This window comes from Serpentinimonas sp. SMBJO2, assembly GCF_056341105.1.
The window spans coordinates 2401297-2419910 of sequence record NZ_CP150628.1 but is presented as its reverse complement, the minus strand read 5'-3'; the positions used below and the strand labels follow the sequence as shown (position 1 = coordinate 2419910).

Below are 18614 nucleotides of genomic sequence, written 5' to 3'. Positions count from 1 at the left end.
CTGCGGGACTCGTCCGCCGTACGGCTGGGCTGTTGATGGCCCTGGGTGCGTCTGCGGTGTACGCGCAAGGCGTGGCGCCTGCAGCGGCTCCAACCCCAAACACCCCTCCCGCCAGCAGCGCCAGCCTGGGCAGCGCCGCGCCGCAGCAATCCATCCTGCACTGGCTCGAGCGCCTGCACGTGGCCACGCGCAACCGCGCCTACATCGGCACGTTTGTGTTTTCCAACGGCACCGAAATCGCCTCGTCCAAAATCTGGCACGTGTGCGATGGGCGGCAACAGTTCGAACGCATCGAGACTTTGAGTGGCGCGCCGCGCATCACCATGCGGCGCAACGACGAAGTGGCGATTTTTTTCCCGGCCCAGAAACTGGTGCACAAGGATCGGCGCGACGCCCTGCGCCAGTTCCCCGATTGGCTGCGCCCGACCAACCCGCGCATCGACTCGTTTTACAGCGTGCGCGTGGTCGGCAGCGAGCGCGTGGCCGGGCTGGAAGCCACGGTGGTGGACTTCGTTGCCGCCGATGGGCTGCGCTTTGGCTACCGCGTCTGGTCTGAGCAGCGCACTGGCCTGATGCTCAAGATGCAAACCCGCTCCCCCCAAGGCCGAGTGCTGGAGCAGGTGGCGTTTACCGAGCTGCAGCTCGACGCGCCGGTGCGCCTCGAGTCGTTGGCGCGCCAGTTTGAGCAGACCAACGGCTACCGCATCGTGCATCCGGTGCAGCGCCCCAGCACGGCGCAAGAGCAGGGTTGGCGCTTGCGCCACGAGGTGCCCGGTTTTCAGCCCATGGTGTTCAATCTGCGACAGGATTCGCACGCAGCCCCGATTGCCCAGTGGGTTTTCTCTGACGGCCTGGCGTCGGTGTCGCTGTTCATCGAAACCTTCAATCCACAGCGGCATACGCGCGAAGCGGTGCGGGCCGAAGGCGCCACCCATTCGGTCACGCGCCGCGTGGCCGAGCACTGGGTGACGGCGATGGGCGAGGTGCCACCCGAGACGCTGTTGCTGCACATTCAGGCGCTCGAGCGGCTGCGTTGAGGCTTGAAGATCCGCTGCCCCGCCCCCACGTATCGGCGTCACACCGCCCTTGGCCGCATCTGGGCCAAAATCAGCCAGCCCTGAACGACGGAGTTGCACGCAACATGAAACCCATCACCCAAAGCACACGACGCTATCTTGCGGCCAGCGCGGCCGCGCTCGGTTTGGTGGCCGTGTTGTGGCTGGCGCAGTCGCAGACGGTGGAGGCGCAGCCTGGCGCGCCCGTTGCTGCGGTCGCCACCATCGGCAGCGCCAGCGGTCTGGTGCCTTCGGGCACCTTGGCGCAGGCCGTGCCCGCTCGCAGCCCTGCCGCCCTGGCCCCGGTCAGCGCCCCGGTAGAGGTGCGCGGCCTGCCCGATTTCACGGTGCTGGTCGATCTGGTCGGGCCGGCGGTGGTCAACATCCGCACCGTCGAGCGCGTGCGACGCGGCGGCTCGCCCGAAGACCAGATGCAGGAGTTCTTTCGCCGCTTTGGCATTCCGCTGCCGCCGGGCATGTCGCCGCGCGGTCCCCAAGGCCCGCAAGATGGGCCCGAGATCGAGCGCCCGCGTGGCGTCGGTTCGGGCTTCATCCTCACGCCCGACGGCTTCATCCTCACCAACGCGCACGTGGTCGAGGGCGCCAGCGAGGTGGTGGTGACGCTCAACGACGAGCGCGAATTCACCGCCCGCGTGGTCGGGGCCGACCGGCGCACCGACGTGGCGGTGGTGAAGATCGAGGCCACCCGGCTGCCCACGGTGCGCATCGGCGACGTCAACCGGCTGCGGGTGGGCGAGTGGGTCATGGCCATCGGTTCGCCCTTTGGGCTCGAGAACACCGTCACCGCCGGCATCGTCAGCGCCAAGCAGCGCGAAACCGGCGAGTTCCTGCCCTTCATCCAGACCGACGTGGCCATCAACCCCGGCAACTCGGGCGGGCCGCTGATCAACATGCGCGGCGAGGTGGTGGGGATCAACAGCATGATCTACACCCGCTCGGGCGGCTTTCAGGGCATCTCGTTTGCCATTCCGATCGACGAAGCGATGCTGGTGGCCGACCAGTTGCGCGCCACTGGCCGCGTCACGCGCGGGCGCATCGGGGTGGCGATCGGCGCCGTGGACCGTGAGACGGCCGAGACGTTGCGCCTGCCGCGCGCCACCGGGGCCTTGATCCGCGGCGTCGAAAACAACTCGCCGGCGGCGCGCGGCGGCATCGAACCCGGCGATGTGATTCTGAGTTTCGATGGCAAAGCGGTCGAGCGCTCGACCGACCTGCCGCGCATCGTGGCCGGCACGGCGCCAGGCACGCAGGTGCCGGTGCGGGTGTGGCGCCAAGGGGCCGAGCGCACCCTGACCGTGACCGTGGCGGCCTTCGAGGACGAACGCAGAGCCCGCGCCGGTGAGCGCGACGCCGAGCCGCCTGCTGCCACCCCGGCGGCGCAGCGCTTGGGCCTGCAGTTGCGCGAACCCACGGCGGCCGAGCGGCGCAGCCTGCGCATCGAAGGCGGGGTCTGGGTGGCGGCGGCCAGCGGCGCGGCGGCGCGGGCCGGTTTGCGGCCCGATGATGTGATCCTGGCGCTGGGCAACCGCCCGGTAGCCAGCGTGCGCGAGTTCGAGGCCGCCGCCGCTGCCGCGCCCCAGAACCGCCCCGTGCACGTGCTGGTGCGCCGTGGCGACTGGACTCAATACGCCATCATCCGGCCCTAACGTAAAATGGCGGGTTGACCTGCCCCTTCGATGCAGGCCTCGGGCGCGCCAGCCAGTGCGCGCCCGTTTTGTTTGCCCCTTTCATGAAGCACATCCGCAATTTTTCCATCATCGCCCACATCGACCACGGCAAGAGCACGCTGGCGGATCGGCTCATCGCCCGCTGCGGCGGCCTGAGCGAGCGCGAAATGAGCGCGCAGGTGCTGGATTCGATGGAGCTGGAAAAGGAGCGCGGCATCACCATCAAGGCGCAGACGGCGGCGCTGCACTACACCGCCCGCGACGGCCAGACCTACAACCTGAACCTGATCGACACCCCCGGCCACGTCGATTTCTCCTACGAAGTCAGCCGCTCGCTCAGCGCCTGCGAGGGCGCGCTGCTGGTGGTCGATGCCAGCCAAGGGGTGGAGGCGCAGACGGTGGCCAACTGCTACACCGCGCTCGAGCTCGGTGTGGAAGTGTTGCCGGTGCTCAACAAAATGGACCTGCCGCAGGCCGACCCGGACGCGGCGCGGCAAGAGATCGAGGACGTGATCGGCATCGACGCCACCGAGGCCATCCCCTGTTCGGCCAAGACCGGCATGGGCATCGACGAGATTCTGGAGCTGGTGGTGGCCAAGGTGCCGCCGCCGCGCGGCCAACCCGAGGCGGCCTTGCGCGCCATGATCATCGATTCGTGGTTCGACAACTACGTCGGCGTGGTGATGCTGGTGCGCGTGGTCGATGGCCGCCTGAACCGCGGCGACCGCATCAAGCTCATGGCCACGGGCGCGGTCTATGGCTGCGAGAAGCTGGGCGTGTTCACCCCCGCCAACCAGCCGCGCCAGGCGCTGTGCGCCGGCGAGGTGGGTTATGTGATCGCCGGCATCCGCGAGCTCAAGGCGGCCAAGGTGGGCGACACGCTCACCGCCATCAAGAGCAGCAGCGGCGCCAACCTGCAGCTGGCCACCGAGCCGCTGCCGGGCTTCAAAGAGGTGCAGCCGCAGGTCTTTGCCGGCCTGTACCCGAGCGAAGCCAGCGAATACGAGGAGCTGCGCGACGCGCTCGAAAAACTGCAGCTCAACGACGCCGCGCTGCACTACGAGCCCGAAGTCTCGCAGGCGCTGGGTTTTGGTTTCCGCTGCGGTTTTCTGGGCCTGCTGCACATGGAGATCGTGCAAGAGCGGCTCGAGCGCGAGTTCGACCAGGACCTGATCACCACCGCGCCCAGCGTGGTCTATCAGGTGCTGCGCGGCGACGGCGTGCTGCTGGAGATCGAGAACCCGGCCAAGATGCCCGAAGTCGGGCGCATCCAGGAGATCCGCGAGCCCATCGTCACCGTGCACCTGTACATGCCGCAAGAGTACGTGGGCGCGGTCATGACGCTGGCGAACCAGAAGCGCGGCGTGCAGCTCAACATGGCCTACCACGGCAAGCAGGTCATGCTCACCTACGAGCTGCCGCTGGGCGAGATCGTGCTCGACTTCTTCGATAAGCTCAAATCGGTCAGCCGCGGCTACGCCAGCATGGACTACGAGTTCAAGGAGTACCGCGCCTCGGACGTGGTCAAGGTGGACATCATGCTCAACGGCGACAAGGTCGATGCGCTGTCGATCATCGTGCACCGCAGCCAGTCGCAGTTTCGCGCCCGCGCGGTGGTGGCCAAGATGCGCGAGATCATCAGCCGCCAGCAGTTCGACGTCGCCATTCAGGCGGCCATCGGGGCCAACATCATCGCCCGCGAAACGGTGAAGGCGCTGCGCAAGAACGTGATCGCCAAGTGCTACGGGGGCGACATCTCGCGCAAGCGCAAGCTGCTCGAAAAACAGAAGGCAGGCAAGAAACGCATGAAACAGATCGGTTCGGTCGAGGTGCCGCAAGAGGCGTTTCTGGCCATTTTGCAGGTGGACGAATGAGTCGCGAATCGAGCATGGCCGCCCTCACCGGGGTGGTGCTGGCGGCCTTTGGCGGCTACGGGCTGGCCTGGTACCTGGGGCTGGTGCAGGGCAATTTTTCGCTGCTGCTGTTGCTGGCCACGGTGGTGACCGGGGTTTATTGGGTGGCCGAGCGCTGGCATTTCTTGCCCCAGCGCCGCGCCGCCGCGCAGCGCTTCGAGGCCGAGCACCAGCGCCGCATGGCCGAGTTTGAGCGTTTGGGCATCAAGGGCGACAACGTCGATGTGGAAGCGGCGCGGCACAAACTGCTGTTGCAGCCGTGGTGGCTGGACTGGACCGCCGGGCTGTTTCCGGTGATTCTGATCGTCTTTTTGCTGCGCTCGTTTCTGTTCGAGCCGTTCAAGATTCCCTCCGGCTCGATGCTGCCGACGCTGCACGTGGGCGACCTGATCCTGGTCAACAAATTCCACTACGGCCTGCGCCTGCCGGTGATCCACACCAAGGTCTGGGCCAACCAGGCCCCGGCGCGCGGCGACGTGATGGTGTTTCGCTTCCCGCCGCAGCCCAACCTCGATTACATCAAGCGCGTGGTGGCCGTGCCCGGCGACGAAGTGGCTTTCCTCGACAAGCGCCTGTCGATCAACGGCGTCGAGGTGCCGCGTGTGGCGCTGCCGCAGTTCTACGACCCGGAATCGATGCGCTACTCGCTGCAATACGCCGAAACCCTGGGCGGGCGGCGCTTCAACACCCTCAACGACGCCGACCGCCCCGCCTTCATCCCCGCGGTGGGCGATTTCCCGCACCGCGAACTGTGCCGCTACACCATCGAAGGCGTGACCTGCACCGTGCCGGACGGGCACTTCTTCGTGCTCGGCGACAACCGCGACAATTCGCTCGATTCGCGCTTCTGGGGCTTTGTGCCTGAGGCCAACATCGTCGGCAAAGCCTTTTTCGTCTGGATGAATTTTGGCGATTTGAGCCGCATCGGGCGCTTCGAATGAACCCAGGCGGCGGCGATTGATTAAGATGCGCTTTTTGCATCGCAATGGAGTCGGCTCATGAAGCGTCAGCAACGTGGGGTCAGTTTTCTGGGTATCGTCCTGATCGGTGTCGTGGTGGCGGCGCTGGCGGTTCTGACCGCGCGGGTGGTGCCCACGGTGGTCGAATACCAGTCGATTCAGCGCGCCGTGCAGCAAGCCGCGCAGGCCGGGCAAACCCCGGCGGAGGTGCGCACGGCCTTTGAGCGCGCGCGCGCGGTGGGCTATTTCGACGCCGTCACGGGCGCTGATCTGGTCATCACGCGCGCCAACGACCGGCTGCTGGTGGAGTTCGCCTACGACGAGGAAATCCACCTGTTTGGGCCGGCTTACCTGGTGCTCAAATACCGGGGAAGCAGCCACTGATGCCCGCCAACGACGCGCCCCCGGCGGCGCTGCTGGCGCTGCAAGAGCGCATCGGGCACCGCTTCACCGACCCCGCTTTGCTGCTGCGCGCCCTCACGCACCGCAGCTTTGCCGCCGAACACAACGAGCGCCTCGAGCTGCTGGGCGACTCGGTGCTCGGCTTGGCCGTCACCACCTTGCTCTACCAGCACCTATGCGGCCACGACGAGGGCGAGCTGTCGCGCACCCGCGCCAACCTGGTCAAGCAAGACACGCTGCACCGGCTGGCGCTGGCGCTGGGCTTGCCCGAGCTGCTGCGCCTGGGCGAGGGCGAGGCGCGCTCCGGTGGCCGCCAGCGGGCCTCGATTCTGGCCGACGCGCTGGAGGCGCTGCTGGGTGCGGTGTATCTGGACGCCGGTTTCGCCGCCGCCGAGGCGCTGGTGCGCCGCCTGTACGCCGACACCGACTTGCGCCCGGGCCAAGGCGCGCACGGCAAAGACGCCAAAACCGCCCTGCAAGAGTGGTTGCAGGGGCGCAAGATGCAGCTGCCGCGCTACACCGTGGCGGCCACGCGCGGCCAAGCGCACCTGCAGACCTTCGAGGTGCAGTGCCAGATCAACGAGACCGGCCAGAGCGCGCTCGGTCAGGGCAGCTCGCGCCGCGCCGCCGAGCAGGCCGCCGCCGCGCAGCTGCTGCATCAACTCCAACACGCCAGGCCATGAAAACCAGCAAGCCCCCAGCCGCCGCACCGCCCCAGAGCGCCGCAGAACTCGAGGCCATGCTGGCGCAGGCCTTGGGCAAACTGCCCAAGGCCGCAGTCGCGCCCGACCCGGCTGCCGCTCCAGCCAAGCCGCCGCCGGTGCCGGGCGCTGTGGCCGAGGAGGGTGTGGTAGGTGCTGCGGCCGACGCCATCGCAGCGGGTGCGAGCGCGGGTGTGGAGGCACCGCGCCGCTGCGGGCTGGTGGCCATCGTCGGGCGGCCCAATGTGGGCAAATCGACGCTGCTCAACGCGCTGGTGGGGCAAAAGGTGAGCATCACTTCGGCCAAGGCGCAGACCACGCGCCACCGCATCACCGGCGTGCTGACGCAAGGGGCGAGCCAGTTCGTGTTCGTCGACACCCCCGGCTTCCAGACCCGGCACGGCAACGCGCTCAACCGCAGCCTCAACAAAACCGTGCTCGGCACCGTGGCCGATGTCGATCTGATCGTGTTCGTGCTCGAGGCCGGGCGCTTTGGCCCCGCCGATGCGCAGGTGCTGGCGCTGCTGCCACCGCAGGTGCCCACGCTGCTGCTGGCCAACAAACTCGACGCCGTGGCCAACCGCGCCGACTTGGCGCCGTGGCTGTTGCAGTTGCAGCAGCGCCACCCCTTTGCCGAATACGTGCCGATGTCGGCCAAGAGCACACGCGACGTGCAGCGCCTGCTGGCGATCGTGGAAAAATACCTGCCGCAGCAAGACTGGCTGCACGACGCCGACGCCCTGACCGACCGCAGCGAGCGCTTCATGGCGGCCGAAATGGTGCGCGAAAAGCTCTTCAGGCTCACCGGCGACGAGCTGCCCTACACCAGCACGGTACTGATCGACCAGTTCGAGCAAGAGGGCACGCTGCGCCGCATCGCCGCCACCATCGTGGTCGAGCGCGAGGGCCACAAGGGCATGGTGATCGGCGAGGGCGGCGAAAAGCTCAAGCGCATCGGCAGCGAAGCGCGCCAGGAGCTGGAAAAACTCTGGGACTGCAAGGTGTTTTTGCAGCTGTGGGTCAAGGTGCGCTCGGGCTGGGCCGACAGCGAGGCCCGCGTGCGCTCCTTCGGTTACGAGTGAGCGCCGCCATGGCGCGCGCGGCAGCGGCCAAGGCCAGTCGGGTGCATGAAGAGCCGGCGTTCGTGTTGCACCGCCACGACTGGAGCGAGTCGAGCCTGATCCTGGAGGTATTCAGCCGCCACCACGGCCGCGTGGCGCTGGTGGCCAAGGGCGTGAAGCGCCCGACTTCGCAGTTTCGCTCGGTGCTGCTGGCGCTGTGGCCGCTGCGCCTGAGCTGGGGCGGCGCGACCGAGGTGCGCACCCTCAAGGCCGCACACTGGCCGGGCGGGCAGTTGCTGCCCCCCGGTGAGGCCTTGCTGGCGGGCTACTACCTCAACGAGTTGCTGCTCAAGCTGCTGGCGCGCGAAGACCCGCACCCGACGCTGTTCGACCACTACGCGCAGGCGCTGGCCCTGCTGGCCGCCGGCGCGCCGCAAGCGGGGGTGCTGCGCGCCTTCGAGCTGCTGCTGCTGGGCGAGCTGGGCTGGTTGCCGGCCTTGGACCACGACAGCGCCAGCCTGCAGCCGCTGCGGCCCCATGGGCGCTACCAGTTGCAGGCGCAGGGCGGCTTGCGCGAGGTGGCGCCGCCGGATGGGGAGGTGGCGCTGCCGGATGGGGCGGTGGACGAGGGCGGCCGTGCCTTGCCCGACACCGCCGCTGCCGCCGCCTGCAGCGCAGACCATTGGCTGGCGCTGCACGCGGCCTTGCAGGCCGAGGCGGTGTGGCCGGCGCTGCTGCCCCTGTGCCAGCAAGACCGCAGCGGGGCCTTGCGGCGCCAGTTGCGCGCCGCCTTGCACTACCATAGCGGGGTGCGCGAGTTCCAGACCCGGCGCTGGGCGCAGCAGGTGCAGCGCCTGGCGGGCCACCGGATGGCGCTGCCCGGATGAGCCCTGCACGATGCCCTGCCCAAACCCCATAGATTGCCCCATGCGCCCTGCTGTCAGCCCCCCGCCTTGTGCCTTGTCGGTCAACCTGAACAAGGTGGCGCTGCTGCGCAACAGCCGGCACCTGGGCCTCCCGAGCGTGCAACGCGCCGCGCTGGCCTGCCTGCAAGCCGGGGCGCACGGCATCACCGTGCACCCGCGGCCCGACGAGCGCCACATCCGCCGCCACGATGTGTTCGAGCTCGCCGAATTGCTGCAAGGCTGGCCGCAGCGCGAATACAACATCGAGGGCAACCCCTTTCACAACCTGCTCGACGTGGCGCGCGAGCTGCGCACGCGCGGCCTGCCGCTGCACCAGCTCACCTTCGTGCCCGACAGCGTCGGCCAGTACACCAGCGACCACGGCTGGAGCCTGCCGGCCGACGCCGAGCGGCTGCGCCCGGTGATCGCGCAGGCGCAGGCGCTGGGCGCGCGCGTGAGCCTGTTCATGGACGCCGAGCCCGAGCAGATGGCGGCAGCCCGCGCCCTCGGGGCCGACCGGGTCGAGCTCTACACCGAGCCCTACGCGGCGGCGCACACCGCGGCCTATGCCAAGGCCTATGCGGCGGCGTATTTGGCGCCGCACGCAGCCGCAGGCGCCGACTGCGCGCCCGCTGCCACGGCCAGCGCTGCGTTGCGCGCGCAACTGCAGCGCTACGCCGCTGCCGCCCAGGCCGCCCTGGATGCCGGGCTGGGCCTGAACGCCGGCCACGACCTGAACCGCGCCAACCTGAGCGAGTTTTTGCGCCAGGTGCCGGGCGTGCGCGAAGTCTCGATCGGCCACGCCCTGATCGCCGATGCGCTCGAGCTCGGCTACAGCGCCACGGTGCGCGGCTATCTGCGCTGCATCGAGGAGGCTGCGGCCAGCCCAGTCACCCCCCGGTCATGATCTACGGCATCGGCACCGACGTCTGCGACATCCGGCGCATCGGCGCCGCGCTGGCGCGCCACGGGCCGCGCTTTGCCCAGCGCGTGCTCGGGCCGCACGAGCTGCCCATCTGGCAGCAGCGCCACGCGCGCAGTCCTGGGCGCGGCCTGCGCTACCTGGCCACGCGCTTCAGCGCCAAAGAAGCCTTCAGCAAAGCCGTCGGCCTGGGGCTGCGCCTGCCCATGCGCTGGCGCGATTGCGAAATCCTGAACCTGCCCAGCGGCCAGCCCAGCGTGCGGCTGCACGGCGCCCTCAAAGACTGGTTTGCGGCGCGCGCCCTGTGCGCCCACGTGAGCTTGAGCGACGAAACCGACTATGCCACCAGCTTCGTGGTGGTGGAGCAAAACCCATGTCACACGCCCCCCTGATCATCGACGTCGCCGGCACCCGGCTGCACAAAACCGAGCGCCAGCGCCTGGCGCACCCGCTGGTGGGGGGCGTGATTCTGTTTGGCCGCAACTGGGAGAGCCGGGCCCAGCTCGCCAAGCTGTGCCGGCAGATCAAGAAAGTGCGCCCCGACCTGCTGATCTGCGTCGATCACGAAGGCGGGCGCGTGCAGCGCTTTCGCAGCGACGGCTTTACCCACCTGCCGCCCATGCGCGCGCTGGGCCAGATGTGGCTGGGTGAGGCGCCGCAGCGTGCCGCTGGGCAGGCTGCGCCCGGGGCCGCAGAGCGGCTGCCAGGGGCCACCGAGTTGCCCGGCGCCGCCGCGCTCGCCGCGTGCCGCGCCGCCACCGCTTGCGGCTACGTGCTGGCGGCCGAATTGCGTGCCTGCGGCGTCGATCTGAGCTTCACCCCGGTGCTGGACCTGGACCACGGGCGCAGCGCCGTCATCGGCGACCGGGCCTTGGGCGCCGATGCGCGCGTGGTGAGCGTGCTGGCGCAGGCGCTCATGCACGGCCTGCTGCAGGCGGGCATGCGCAACTGCGGCAAACACTTTCCCGGCCACGGCTACGTGGCGGCCGATTCGCACCACGAGATCCCGGTCGATGAGCGCAGCCTCGAGGCCATCCTCGTGGCCGACGCCGCGCCCTATGGCTGGTTGCAAGCCAGCCTGGATGCCGTCATGCCCGCGCACGTGGTCTATAGCCAAGTGGATGCGCGCCCGGCCGGGTTTTCGGCGCGCTGGATCGAGGGCATTTTGCGCCAGCAGCTGGGTTTTGGCGGCGCCGTGTTCAGCGACGACCTGAGCATGGCCGGGGCGCGCCGCCTCGATGGCCGCGAGATCGGCAGCACCGAGGCCGCGCTGGCCGCGCTGCAAGCCGGCTGCGACCTGGTGCTGCTGTGCAACCAGAGCGTGGTCGACGACGGCGCGCCGATCGACGAACTGATCGACGGCCTGAGCCGCGCCCAGATCGAAGGCTGCTGGCAGCCCAGCGCCCTGAGCGAGCAGCGCCGCCTCGAGCTGCTGCCCGCCGCGCCCGCGCCGCGGTGGGACGAGCTCATGGTGAGCCCGCGCTACATGCAGGCGCTCGAACGCCTGCCCTGAGCGCCGCCGCCGCCAGCAGCTTCAGGCCGGCAGCACCGCGTCGGCGCTCTGGCGCTGCAGCATGGCCAGCAGGTTGGCGACGGTGGGGCGCAGCTCGCGCCGGTCGCAGATGAGGTCGAGCGCGCCCTTGGCGAGCAGAAACTCGGCGCGCTGAAAGCCTTCGGGCAGCTTGACGCGCACCGTGTTTTCAATCACGCGCGGGCCGGCAAAGCCGATCAGCGCCTTGGGTTCGGCGATCACCACGTCGCCAACAAAGGCAAAGCCCGCGCTCACGCCGCCCATGGTCGGGTCGGTGAGCACGCTGATGTAGGGCAGCCCGCGCTTGGCCAGGCGCGTGAGCGCGGCGTTGGTTTTGGCCATTTGCAGCAGGCTGAGCAAGCCTTCCTGCATGCGCGCGCCGCCGGTGGCGGTGAAGCACACGAAGGGCACTTTTTGCTCGATCGCGGCCTCCACGCCGCGCACGAAGCGCTCGCCCACCACCGAGCCCATGGAGCCGCCCATGAAGTCGAACTCGAAGCAGGCCGCGACCAGGTCGATGCCCTGCACCGCACCGCCGATGACGATCAGGGCGTCGGTCTCGCCGGTGTTCTCCAGCGCCTCCTTGAGCCGCTCGGGGTATTTGCGGCTGTCCTTGAACTTGAGCGCATCCACGGGCAGCACCTCTTGCCCGATTTCGTAGCGGCCTTCGGCATCCAGAAAGGCGTTGAGGCGCGCGCGCGCGCCGATGCGGTGGTGGTGCGCGCAGTGCGGGCAGACATTGAGGTTTTTCTCGAGGTCGCTTTTGTAGAGCACGGCCTCGCAGCTGGGGCACTTGAGCCACAGCCCCTCGGGCATGCTGCGGCGCTCGGCGGGGTCGGCGCGCTGGATTTTGGGCGGGAGCAGTTTTTCGAGCCAGGACATGCGGGCTTTCCTTGCGGATCTTGGGGGCTGCGACGGCGCTGATTATCCCCGATTGCCCGCAGGCGCCAGCGCCACCGGGCCGCCAGCCCCGCCAGCCCCGCCGCCCGCCACGCCGCCGCCCTCGAGCCCGTCGAGCGCCTGCCGCAGCTCAGCCATGAAGGCGCAGGCCACGGTCCCAGCCTGTTCGGGGGGGGCGCTGTCGAGCAGTTGGATCAGCCGGGTGCCGATCACCACGGCGTCGGCGCTGCGGCCCACGGCGCAGGCGCTGGCGGCGTCGCGGATGCCAAAGCCCACGCCCACCGGAATGCGCACGTGCCGGCGTATGCGCGGCAGCATCGCCTCGACGGCGGCGGTGTCCAGGTGCCCGGCCCCGGTCACGCCCTTGAGCGACACGTAATAGACGTAGCCGCTGGCCACGCGCCCGACTTCGGCCATGCGCGCCTCGCTGCTGGTGGGGGCGAGCAAAAAGATCAGATCCAGCCCCTGCGCCTTCAGGGCGGTGGCAAAAGCCTGGCACTCCTCGGGCGGGTAATCGACGATCAGCACGCCATCGACGCCAGCGGCGGCGGCGTCGCGCGCAAAGGCGCCGGCGCCGTGCTTGAGTTCGTAGCGCTCCACCGGGTTGGCGTAGCCCATCAGCACCACGGGCGTGAGGCGGTCGTGGGCGCGAAAGGCGCGCACCATCTCCAGCACCTGCAGCAGCCCGACGCCGGCGCGCAGCGCCCGTTCGCCGGCTTGCTGGATCACCGGGCCGTCGGCCATCGGGTCCGAGAACGGCACGCCGAGCTCGATGATGTCGGCCCCGCCCTGCACCAGCGCCTGCATCAGGGCGGGCGTGATGTCGGCCTGCGGGAAGCCCGCCGTCACGTAGGGGATCAGGGCTTTGCGGCGCTGGCCCTGCAGGCGGCGGAAGGTGGCTTCGATGCGGCTCATGCGTGCACCCCTGCGAGGTCGGATACGGTGCCGAGGTCTTTGTCGCCGCGGCCCGAGAGGTTGACGAGGATCGATTGATCGGGGCGCAGGGTGGGGGCGAGCTCGAAGGCGTAGGCCAGCGCGTGGCTGGATTCGAGCGCCGGGATGATGCCCTCGTGGCGGCACAGGCGGTGAAAGGCGGCCAGCGCCTGTGCGTCGGTGATGCCCACGTAGCTGGCGCGGCCGCTGTCTTTGAGCCAGGCGTGCTCGGGGCCGACGCCGGGGTAGTCCAGCCCGGCGCTGACGCTGTGGGTCTCGATGATCTGGCCGTCTTCGTCTTGCAGCACGTAGCTGCGGTTGCCGTGCAGCACGCCGGGCAGCCCCTTTTGCAGCGAGGCGGCGTGGCGGCCGCTCTCGAGCCCTTCACCGGCGGCCTCGACGCCGATCAGGCGCGTGTGCGGGTGGTCGATGTAGGGGTGGAAAATCCCGATCGCGTTGCTGCCGCCGCCCACGCAGGCCAGCACCACGTCGGGTTGCAATTCGGCGCCGTTGCCCGGCAGGCCGAGCTCGCGCAGCAGGGTGGGCATCTGCTGCAGGCATTCTTCGCCGATCACGCACTGGAAATCGCGCACCATCATCGGGTAGGGGTGCGGCCCGGCCACGGTGCCGATGAGGTAGAAGGTGTGCTCGACGTTCGTGACCCAGTCGCGCATGGCTTCGTTGAGCGCGTCTTTGAGGGTCTGGCTGCCCGACGTCACCGGCACCACGGTGGCGCCCAGCAGCTTCATGCGATAGACGTTGGGCAGCTGGCGCTTGAGGTCTTCGGCGCCCATATAAATCACGCACTCGAGCCCGTAGCGGGCGCAGATGGTGGCGGTGGCCACGCCGTGCTGGCCGGCGCCGGTCTCGGCGATGATGCGCGCTTTGCCCATGCGCCGCGCCAGCATGGCTTGGCCGATGACGTTGTTGATTTTGTGCGCGCCGGTGTGGTTGAGGTCTTCGCGCTTGAGGAAGATCTGCGCCCCGCCCAGCTCGCGGCTGGTGCGCGCCGCGTGGTAGATGGGTGAGGGCCGGCCGACGAAGTGCGCCAGTTCGTAGCGGAATTCGCGCTGGAACTCGGGATCGTGCTGGGTGCGGGCGTAGGCCTCGCGCAACTCGGACAGGGCGTGGGTGAGGGTTTCGCTGACAAAGCTGCCGCCGTAGGGGCCGAAGTGACCGCTGGCGTCGGGTTGCTGGTAGGGGGGGCTGCTGGTGGGTGCTAGGGCAGTTGCGGTGGCGGTGGACATGACGGTGGGGATGTGAGGGGCTGGGGTGCGGCAAGGGCCGTATCGGCCAAGCGCACAGCGGCGACGAAGCGGGCGATCAAATCGGGGCACTTGATGCCGCGCCCGGCCTCGACGCCGGAGCTCACATCAACCGCCCACGGGCGCAGCAGGCGCACGCCATCGGCCACGTTTGCAGGCGTGAGTCCACCAGACAAAACGAGGCGAGAGCTGGCGTTTAGTGCGGGGTGTGACCAATCGAATGCCGTCCAGTCAAAAGAATGCCCGGCGCCGCCGTAGCCCGGCACTTGGGCGTCGAGCAACAGCGCTTGTGCGCCAGCGTGTTGTTCGGCGTATTCTAGAAGATCGAAGCGCGCCGCGTCGGCGCTCAGCGGGATGCGCGCTGCGCGCAGATAGGGCCGGCCTTGGGCCAGCGCCTGGCATTGGGCGGGCGATTCGTCGCCATGAAACTGCAGCAGCGCGTGGGGCACCTCTGCCAAACCGGCCTGCACCTCGGCGGCGCTGGGGTTGACGTAGAGCAGCACCGGCGTGATAAAGGGCGGCAGCAGCCGCGCCAGCGCGCCCGCCTGCGCCGGCGTGAGCGCGCGCGCGCTGGGCGGGTAGAGCACGAAGCCCACGGCGTCGGCCCCGGCGGCGGCGGCGCAGTGCAGGTCAGACGGGCGGGTGAGGCCACAGATTTTGATGCGGGTGCGGTGTGGCATGGGACGGGCGCTATCTGCGGGGGTGGCAAAGGTGGGAGCAAAGATGGGAGCAAAGATGGGAGCAGGCGGGGATGCAAGCGACAACTAGGGGCTTTGGGGCAACCAGTCCAGCCCCGGCACCCGGTCTGGCAGGCCCCAGTGCGGCGCATAGACCGGGCCCAGAAAATACAGCCCGTCGGGGGCGAAGGTGGGCGCAGCGACGGCGCGGCTGCGCGCCGCCAGCACGTCCGCGATCCAGTCGGGCGCGTGCAAACCCTGGCCCACGGCCAGCAGGCAGCCCATGAGGTTGCGCACCATGTGGTGCAAAAAGGCGTCGGCCTCGAACTCGAAGCGCCAGTAGGCGCCGTGGCGCGAAATATCGAGCCGGCGCAGGTGCTTGACGGGCGAGAGCGCCTGGCAGCTGGAGGCGCGAAAGCTCGTGAAGTCGTGTCGGCCCAGCAGGTGCGCCGCCCCCGCCTGCAGGTCGGGCAACGACAGTGGCCGAAACACCCAGCCGGCGCGGCCGTGTTCTAGGCTCGGGCGCACGGCCGATTCGAGCAGCACATAGACGTAACGCCGCGCCAGCGCACTGGCGCGGGCGTGAAAGGTGGCCGGCACCACCTGCGCCCACTGGATGGCGATGTCGGGCGGCAGGTAGCGGTTGCAGCCGCGCACCCAGGCGTGCAGCGGGCGCTCGATCGGGGTGTCGAAGTGCACCACCTGCATCAGGGCGTGCACGCCGGCGTCGGTGCGCCCGGCGCACAGGGTGCTCACGGCCGGGGCGGCGGTGAAGGTCGCCAGCGCCGCCTGCAAGTGGTCTTGCACCGTTTGGCCGCTGGCTTGGCTCTGCCAGCCCTGGTAGGCGCTACCCGAGTAACTGAGTCCGAGCGCGAGGCGCAAAGGTGTGGGCTTTCTGCGGTGGGTGCGGGGGCTTAGGGGAGCTTTGGGGAGCTTTGGGGAGCTTGAGGGACTTAGCCCAGCTGCGCCAAGAAGGCCCGGGCCCGCTCTTTGAGCGCGCCGGTGGCCTCGGACTCGACCTCCAGCGCCAGCGAGCGCGCGCCGTCGGTGTCGCCGATGGCGTCGAACTCTTGCGCCAGCGACAGCTTGGTCTCGAGCGGGTCGGCCCCCGAGGGTTCGGCGTCCAGCTCGAGGTCCAGCGACAGCTCTTGCACGCTGCTGGGCAAGGCGGTTGCGGCGTTGGCCGCAGCAGGCGGGGTGGCCGGCGGCTTCTGGGTGGCGGGTGCGGTGTCGAGGTCGAGGTCGAGGTCGAAGTCGATGTCGAGCGCAGGGGCAGCCGCAACCGGCGCAGCTTGCGTGGCTGGCGCAGCGGTGGCGGGTGGGGATGCCGCTGCAGGGGTTTGTTCGAAGTCGAAATCAAAAGCCAGGTCGGTGGCTGGGGTGGTGGGCTTGCGGGTGCCGGTGAGCAGGGCCTCGAGTTCCTCGTCGGCGGCGGTTTGCCGCGAGGCGGGGCCCGGGCTGGTCGCCGGGCCGGAGCGGGATGCCGGCCCCGAGACCGAGTCTGCAAACCCCAAGTCGAAATCGGGGGCTGCTGCTGCCGGGTGGTCTGCGTTCGATGCGGCGTCGGTTGCAGGGGCGCTGCTCGAAGGGGGGCTGCTCGAAGGGGTGCTGCTTGGCACCAGTTGGTACAAGGGGTTGTCGGGGTCGAGCAACTGGCCGGCCTCGCGCGCCTGCTCCCACGCATCGCCAGTGCCGCCGCTCACCTGGTGCAGGGTCTGGGCGGCGGCGTGGAAGGCGGGCAGGTCGCGCCGTTGACCGTAAATTTCGAGCAGCTTGAGGTGCGCGGGCAGGCGCTCGGGGTGCAGGCGGATGGCTTCGAGCAAAATGTCTTCGGCCTGCTTCTCGCGGCCATAAGCCAGGTACACCTCGGCTTCGGCCACGGCATCGACGTCGCCACCGGCATCGAGCTGGCTGGGCGAATACATCATCGAGGTCGCTGGCGCATCGGCGGGTGCATCGGCCAGCGCACCGCTCGCCGGCTCCGATTGCGGGTCGTCCCGGTCGGCCAGGGCGGTTTGAGCTTGCTGTCGGCGGCTGCGGATGCGCGCGGCCAGCAGCCCCAGCAACAGCAAGGCTGCGGCACCGCCCGCTGCGGGCAGCGCCAAGGGGTGGGTGGTGAGGGTCTGAAGCAAACCGGGTGCAGCCACGTCGGCCGGTGGGGGCGCTGGCGGGGCCGCAGGGGCTGGAGGGTCGGCCGCCGGGGCCGCTGGAACAGGCGCTGCCGCCAGTGCCGGGGCCTCGAGGGCCGGTGCGGCCGGTGCGGGTGCTTGCGCGGTTGCGGCCGCCGCTGGCGTGGCGTCGGCGGGGGCCGGGGTTGCTGGGGCCGGCACAGGCGCCGCTGCAGGCGCTTGCGCAGCCTGGCGCAGGCGCTCGAGCTCTTGCAGGTTGCGCTCGACTTCGGTGATTTGCTGCTGCGTGGCCTGCTGCTGCCGCGCTTGGGCCAACTGGTCGAGCGCGGCCCCGGGCAAGGCGCCGCGCTCGAGCGTCAGGCGGTCTTGTGCGGTGGCAGCGGGGCGTGGGTCGGTGACTTCGGCCTGCACCGCACCGGCCGCAGCGCGGGTGGCTTCGGGTGCCGCTTGGGCCGGGGCCAATGCGGCCAGCCGACGCCGGAATTCGTTGAAATCGCGGCTGTGGGCTTGCACGATGCGGCGTGCCTCTCGGGCGGGGGTGGCGCTGGCCGCTTCGGCGCTGGGCAGGTCGAGCACCGCGCCAGCGCGCAGCCGGTTGACATTGTCGCCGATGAACGCTTGTGGGTTGGCGCGCAGCAGCGCCACCAACATCTGATCGAGCGACACCCCGCCGGGCAGGTGCGCCTGCGCGATGCGGCCGGCGGTATCGCCACGCCGCACGGTGATCGACGCAGGGGTGGGGTCGGCGGCAGGGGCTTGGGCGCGGGGTCGCGCGGGGGCGGCGACCGCCGGGGCGGCCGGGGGCAGTGGCACGGCCGGACGCACCTCGGTCACCGATGGCGCAGGCGGTGCTGTCGGGGCCGCAGCAGGAGCGGCAGGAGGGGGCACGAGCGCCACCGGTGGCAGCGGTTCCGGCGCCAGCGCCGGGCGCAAATTGGGCGGATCGAACAACAGGGTGTAGCCACGCAGCAACTGCCCATTGGCCCAGTTGGCCTGCACCAGCAAATCGAGGAAGGGTTCGTTGATGGCGGCGCTGCTGCTCAGGCGTAAGACACTGCGGCCGTCGGGCAGCGTGACCAGTTGAAACCGCACATCGGCCAAGGCTGGGTTGAAGTTCAGGTTGAGCGCCTGAAAGCGCTCGGGCGCCGCCACGCTGGCTTGCAAAGTGGCCGCGTCTTGGGCGCTGAGCTGGGGCAAGTCGATCTCGGCGCGCAGCGGCTCGCCCAGTTGCGATTGCACCGTCACCCCTCCCAGCGCCACGGCCCAGGCCTGGCTGGTCGGCACCGCCAAGGCCGCCACCAAGGCCGCCGCGCTCGCCACCGAGCGCCAGCGCAGCCGATGGGGTGGCGCAGGGGGGTTGTCGGTGGCCAGGGCGGCAGGTCCCGGGGGGTGCATTTCTGAAGGGCGATTCGGCACAGACACCTCTGTCATTTTCAAAGCTGTTCGACCATAACATCAAGCGCTTGCATACACAAGCTCAGAAGCAACCCGAAGCAAATCTGGAGCCCAAATGGCATCAAGGCCGGGGGTTGGCGTTGCACTGGTGCAACAGATTGGATATTCCCCTTGCCGC

Annotated in this window: 17 protein-coding genes; 11 read left to right on the top strand and 6 right to left on the bottom strand. The window is 69.5% G+C overall.

Annotated elements, in window-relative coordinates:
- Window positions 1-35 precede the first annotated feature (35 nt).
- The 11 genes from AAAZ40_RS11255 (at window position 36) to nagZ (ending at window position 11119) form a co-directional block, all read left to right on the top strand.
- Window positions 36-1037, top strand: a complete 1002-nt coding sequence (locus AAAZ40_RS11255) for a MucB/RseB C-terminal domain-containing protein (protein WP_476660442.1) — start codon at window positions 36-38, stop codon at window positions 1035-1037.
- 104 nt (window positions 1038-1141) lie between these two features.
- Window positions 1142-2722: a Do family serine endopeptidase gene (locus AAAZ40_RS11250; protein WP_476660441.1), complete on the top strand. Its 1581-nt coding sequence runs from the start codon at window positions 1142-1144 to the stop codon at window positions 2720-2722.
- A gap of 83 nt (window positions 2723-2805) precedes the next feature.
- Window positions 2806-4617: a translation elongation factor 4 gene (gene lepA / locus AAAZ40_RS11245; protein ID WP_476660440.1), complete on the top strand. Its 1812-nt coding sequence runs from the start codon at window positions 2806-2808 to the stop codon at window positions 4615-4617.
- 14 nt (window positions 4618-4631) lie between these two features.
- Complete coding sequence (lepB, locus tag AAAZ40_RS11240; RefSeq protein WP_476661734.1) at window positions 4632-5597, top strand: signal peptidase I; 966 nt, start codon at window positions 4632-4634, stop codon at window positions 5595-5597.
- 57 nt (window positions 5598-5654) lie between these two features.
- Complete coding sequence (locus AAAZ40_RS11235; protein ID WP_476660439.1) at window positions 5655-5999, top strand: DUF4845 domain-containing protein; 345 nt, start codon at window positions 5655-5657, stop codon at window positions 5997-5999.
- The gene (gene rnc / locus AAAZ40_RS11230) at window positions 5999-6700 is read left to right on the top strand and encodes a ribonuclease III (RefSeq protein ID WP_476660438.1); all 702 of its coding nucleotides are present in this window, start codon (window positions 5999-6001) and stop codon (window positions 6698-6700) included. Before AAAZ40_RS11235 ends, rnc begins: the two co-directional genes overlap by 1 nt.
- On the top strand, window positions 6697-7800 hold the full coding sequence (gene era, locus AAAZ40_RS11225) for a GTPase Era (protein WP_476660437.1): 1104 nt from the start codon (window positions 6697-6699) through the stop codon (window positions 7798-7800). Before rnc ends, era begins: the two co-directional genes overlap by 4 nt.
- An 8-nt stretch (window positions 7801-7808) precedes the next feature.
- Complete coding sequence (recO, locus tag AAAZ40_RS11220) at window positions 7809-8666, top strand: DNA repair protein RecO (protein ID WP_476660436.1); 858 nt, start codon at window positions 7809-7811, stop codon at window positions 8664-8666.
- 40 nt (window positions 8667-8706) lie between these two features.
- Window positions 8707-9591, top strand: a complete 885-nt coding sequence (locus AAAZ40_RS11215; protein WP_476660435.1) for a pyridoxine 5'-phosphate synthase — start codon at window positions 8707-8709, stop codon at window positions 9589-9591.
- Window positions 9588-9998: a holo-ACP synthase gene (acpS, locus tag AAAZ40_RS11210; protein ID WP_476660434.1), complete on the top strand. Its 411-nt coding sequence runs from the start codon at window positions 9588-9590 to the stop codon at window positions 9996-9998. Before AAAZ40_RS11215 ends, acpS begins: the two co-directional genes overlap by 4 nt.
- Window positions 9980-11119 carry a beta-N-acetylhexosaminidase gene (nagZ, locus tag AAAZ40_RS11205; protein ID WP_476660433.1) on the top strand — a complete coding sequence of 380 codons (1140 nt, stop codon included), beginning with the start codon at window positions 9980-9982 and terminating at the stop codon, window positions 11117-11119. Before acpS ends, nagZ begins: the two co-directional genes overlap by 19 nt.
- A 21-nt stretch (window positions 11120-11140) precedes the next feature.
- Here nagZ and accD read toward each other — a convergent pair whose 3' ends face one another.
- The 6 genes from accD to AAAZ40_RS11175 all read right to left on the bottom strand — a co-directional run bounded on the left by accD (window position 11141) and on the right by AAAZ40_RS11175 (window position 18436).
- Window positions 11141-12019, bottom strand: coding sequence for an acetyl-CoA carboxylase, carboxyltransferase subunit beta (gene accD, locus AAAZ40_RS11200; protein WP_476660432.1), 879 nt, complete (start codon window positions 12017-12019; stop codon window positions 11141-11143).
- Window positions 12020-12061: 42 nt separating this feature from the next.
- Window positions 12062-12952: a tryptophan synthase subunit alpha gene (gene trpA / locus AAAZ40_RS11195; RefSeq protein ID WP_476660431.1), complete on the bottom strand. Its 891-nt coding sequence runs from the start codon at window positions 12950-12952 to the stop codon at window positions 12062-12064.
- On the bottom strand, window positions 12949-14217 hold the full coding sequence (gene trpB, locus AAAZ40_RS11190) for a tryptophan synthase subunit beta (RefSeq protein WP_476660430.1): 1269 nt from the start codon (window positions 14215-14217) through the stop codon (window positions 12949-12951). Before trpB ends, trpA begins: the two co-directional genes overlap by 4 nt.
- Complete coding sequence (locus AAAZ40_RS11185; protein ID WP_476660429.1) at window positions 14190-14915, bottom strand: phosphoribosylanthranilate isomerase; 726 nt, start codon at window positions 14913-14915, stop codon at window positions 14190-14192. The genes trpB and AAAZ40_RS11185 overlap by 28 nt, the downstream gene beginning before the upstream one ends.
- Window positions 14916-14999: 84 nt before the next feature.
- A complete protein-coding gene (truA, locus tag AAAZ40_RS11180; RefSeq protein WP_476660428.1) occupies window positions 15000-15794 on the bottom strand; it encodes a tRNA pseudouridine(38-40) synthase TruA in 795 nt (264 codons plus the stop codon).
- A 71-nt stretch (window positions 15795-15865) separates the two neighbouring features.
- Window positions 15866-18436 carry a FimV/HubP family polar landmark protein gene (locus AAAZ40_RS11175; protein ID WP_476660427.1) on the bottom strand — a complete coding sequence of 857 codons (2571 nt, stop codon included), beginning with the start codon at window positions 18434-18436 and terminating at the stop codon, window positions 15866-15868.
- Window positions 18437-18614 lie beyond the last annotated feature (178 nt).

Excerpts from the sequence above, each read along its gene's own strand:
- AAAZ40_RS11255 (WP_476660442.1), top strand. The coding sequence starts at position 36 with ATGGCCCTGGGTGCGTCTGCGGTGTACGCGCAAGGCGTGGCGCCTGCA.
- AAAZ40_RS11250 (WP_476660441.1), top strand. The coding sequence starts at position 1,142 with ATGAAACCCATCACCCAAAGCACACGACGCTATCTTGCGGCCAGCGCG.
- lepA (WP_476660440.1), top strand. The coding sequence starts at position 2,806 with ATGAAGCACATCCGCAATTTTTCCATCATCGCCCACATCGACCACGGC.
- lepB (WP_476661734.1), top strand. The coding sequence starts at position 4,632 with ATGGCCGCCCTCACCGGGGTGGTGCTGGCGGCCTTTGGCGGCTACGGG.
- AAAZ40_RS11235 (WP_476660439.1), top strand. The coding sequence starts at position 5,655 with ATGAAGCGTCAGCAACGTGGGGTCAGTTTTCTGGGTATCGTCCTGATC.
- rnc (WP_476660438.1), top strand. The coding sequence starts at position 5,999 with ATGCCCGCCAACGACGCGCCCCCGGCGGCGCTGCTGGCGCTGCAAGAG.
- era (WP_476660437.1), top strand. The coding sequence starts at position 6,697 with ATGAAAACCAGCAAGCCCCCAGCCGCCGCACCGCCCCAGAGCGCCGCA.
- recO (WP_476660436.1), top strand. The coding sequence starts at position 7,809 with ATGGCGCGCGCGGCAGCGGCCAAGGCCAGTCGGGTGCATGAAGAGCCG.
- AAAZ40_RS11215 (WP_476660435.1), top strand. The coding sequence starts at position 8,707 with ATGCGCCCTGCTGTCAGCCCCCCGCCTTGTGCCTTGTCGGTCAACCTG.
- acpS (WP_476660434.1), top strand. The coding sequence starts at position 9,588 with ATGATCTACGGCATCGGCACCGACGTCTGCGACATCCGGCGCATCGGC.
- nagZ (WP_476660433.1), top strand. The coding sequence starts at position 9,980 with ATGTCACACGCCCCCCTGATCATCGACGTCGCCGGCACCCGGCTGCAC.
- accD (WP_476660432.1), bottom strand. The coding sequence starts at position 12,019 with ATGTCCTGGCTCGAAAAACTGCTCCCGCCCAAAATCCAGCGCGCCGAC.
- trpA (WP_476660431.1), bottom strand. The coding sequence starts at position 12,952 with ATGAGCCGCATCGAAGCCACCTTCCGCCGCCTGCAGGGCCAGCGCCGC.
- trpB (WP_476660430.1), bottom strand. The coding sequence starts at position 14,217 with ATGTCCACCGCCACCGCAACTGCCCTAGCACCCACCAGCAGCCCCCCC.
- AAAZ40_RS11185 (WP_476660429.1), bottom strand. The coding sequence starts at position 14,915 with ATGCCACACCGCACCCGCATCAAAATCTGTGGCCTCACCCGCCCGTCT.
- AAAZ40_RS11175 (WP_476660427.1), bottom strand. The coding sequence starts at position 18,436 with ATGCACCCCCCGGGACCTGCCGCCCTGGCCACCGACAACCCCCCTGCG.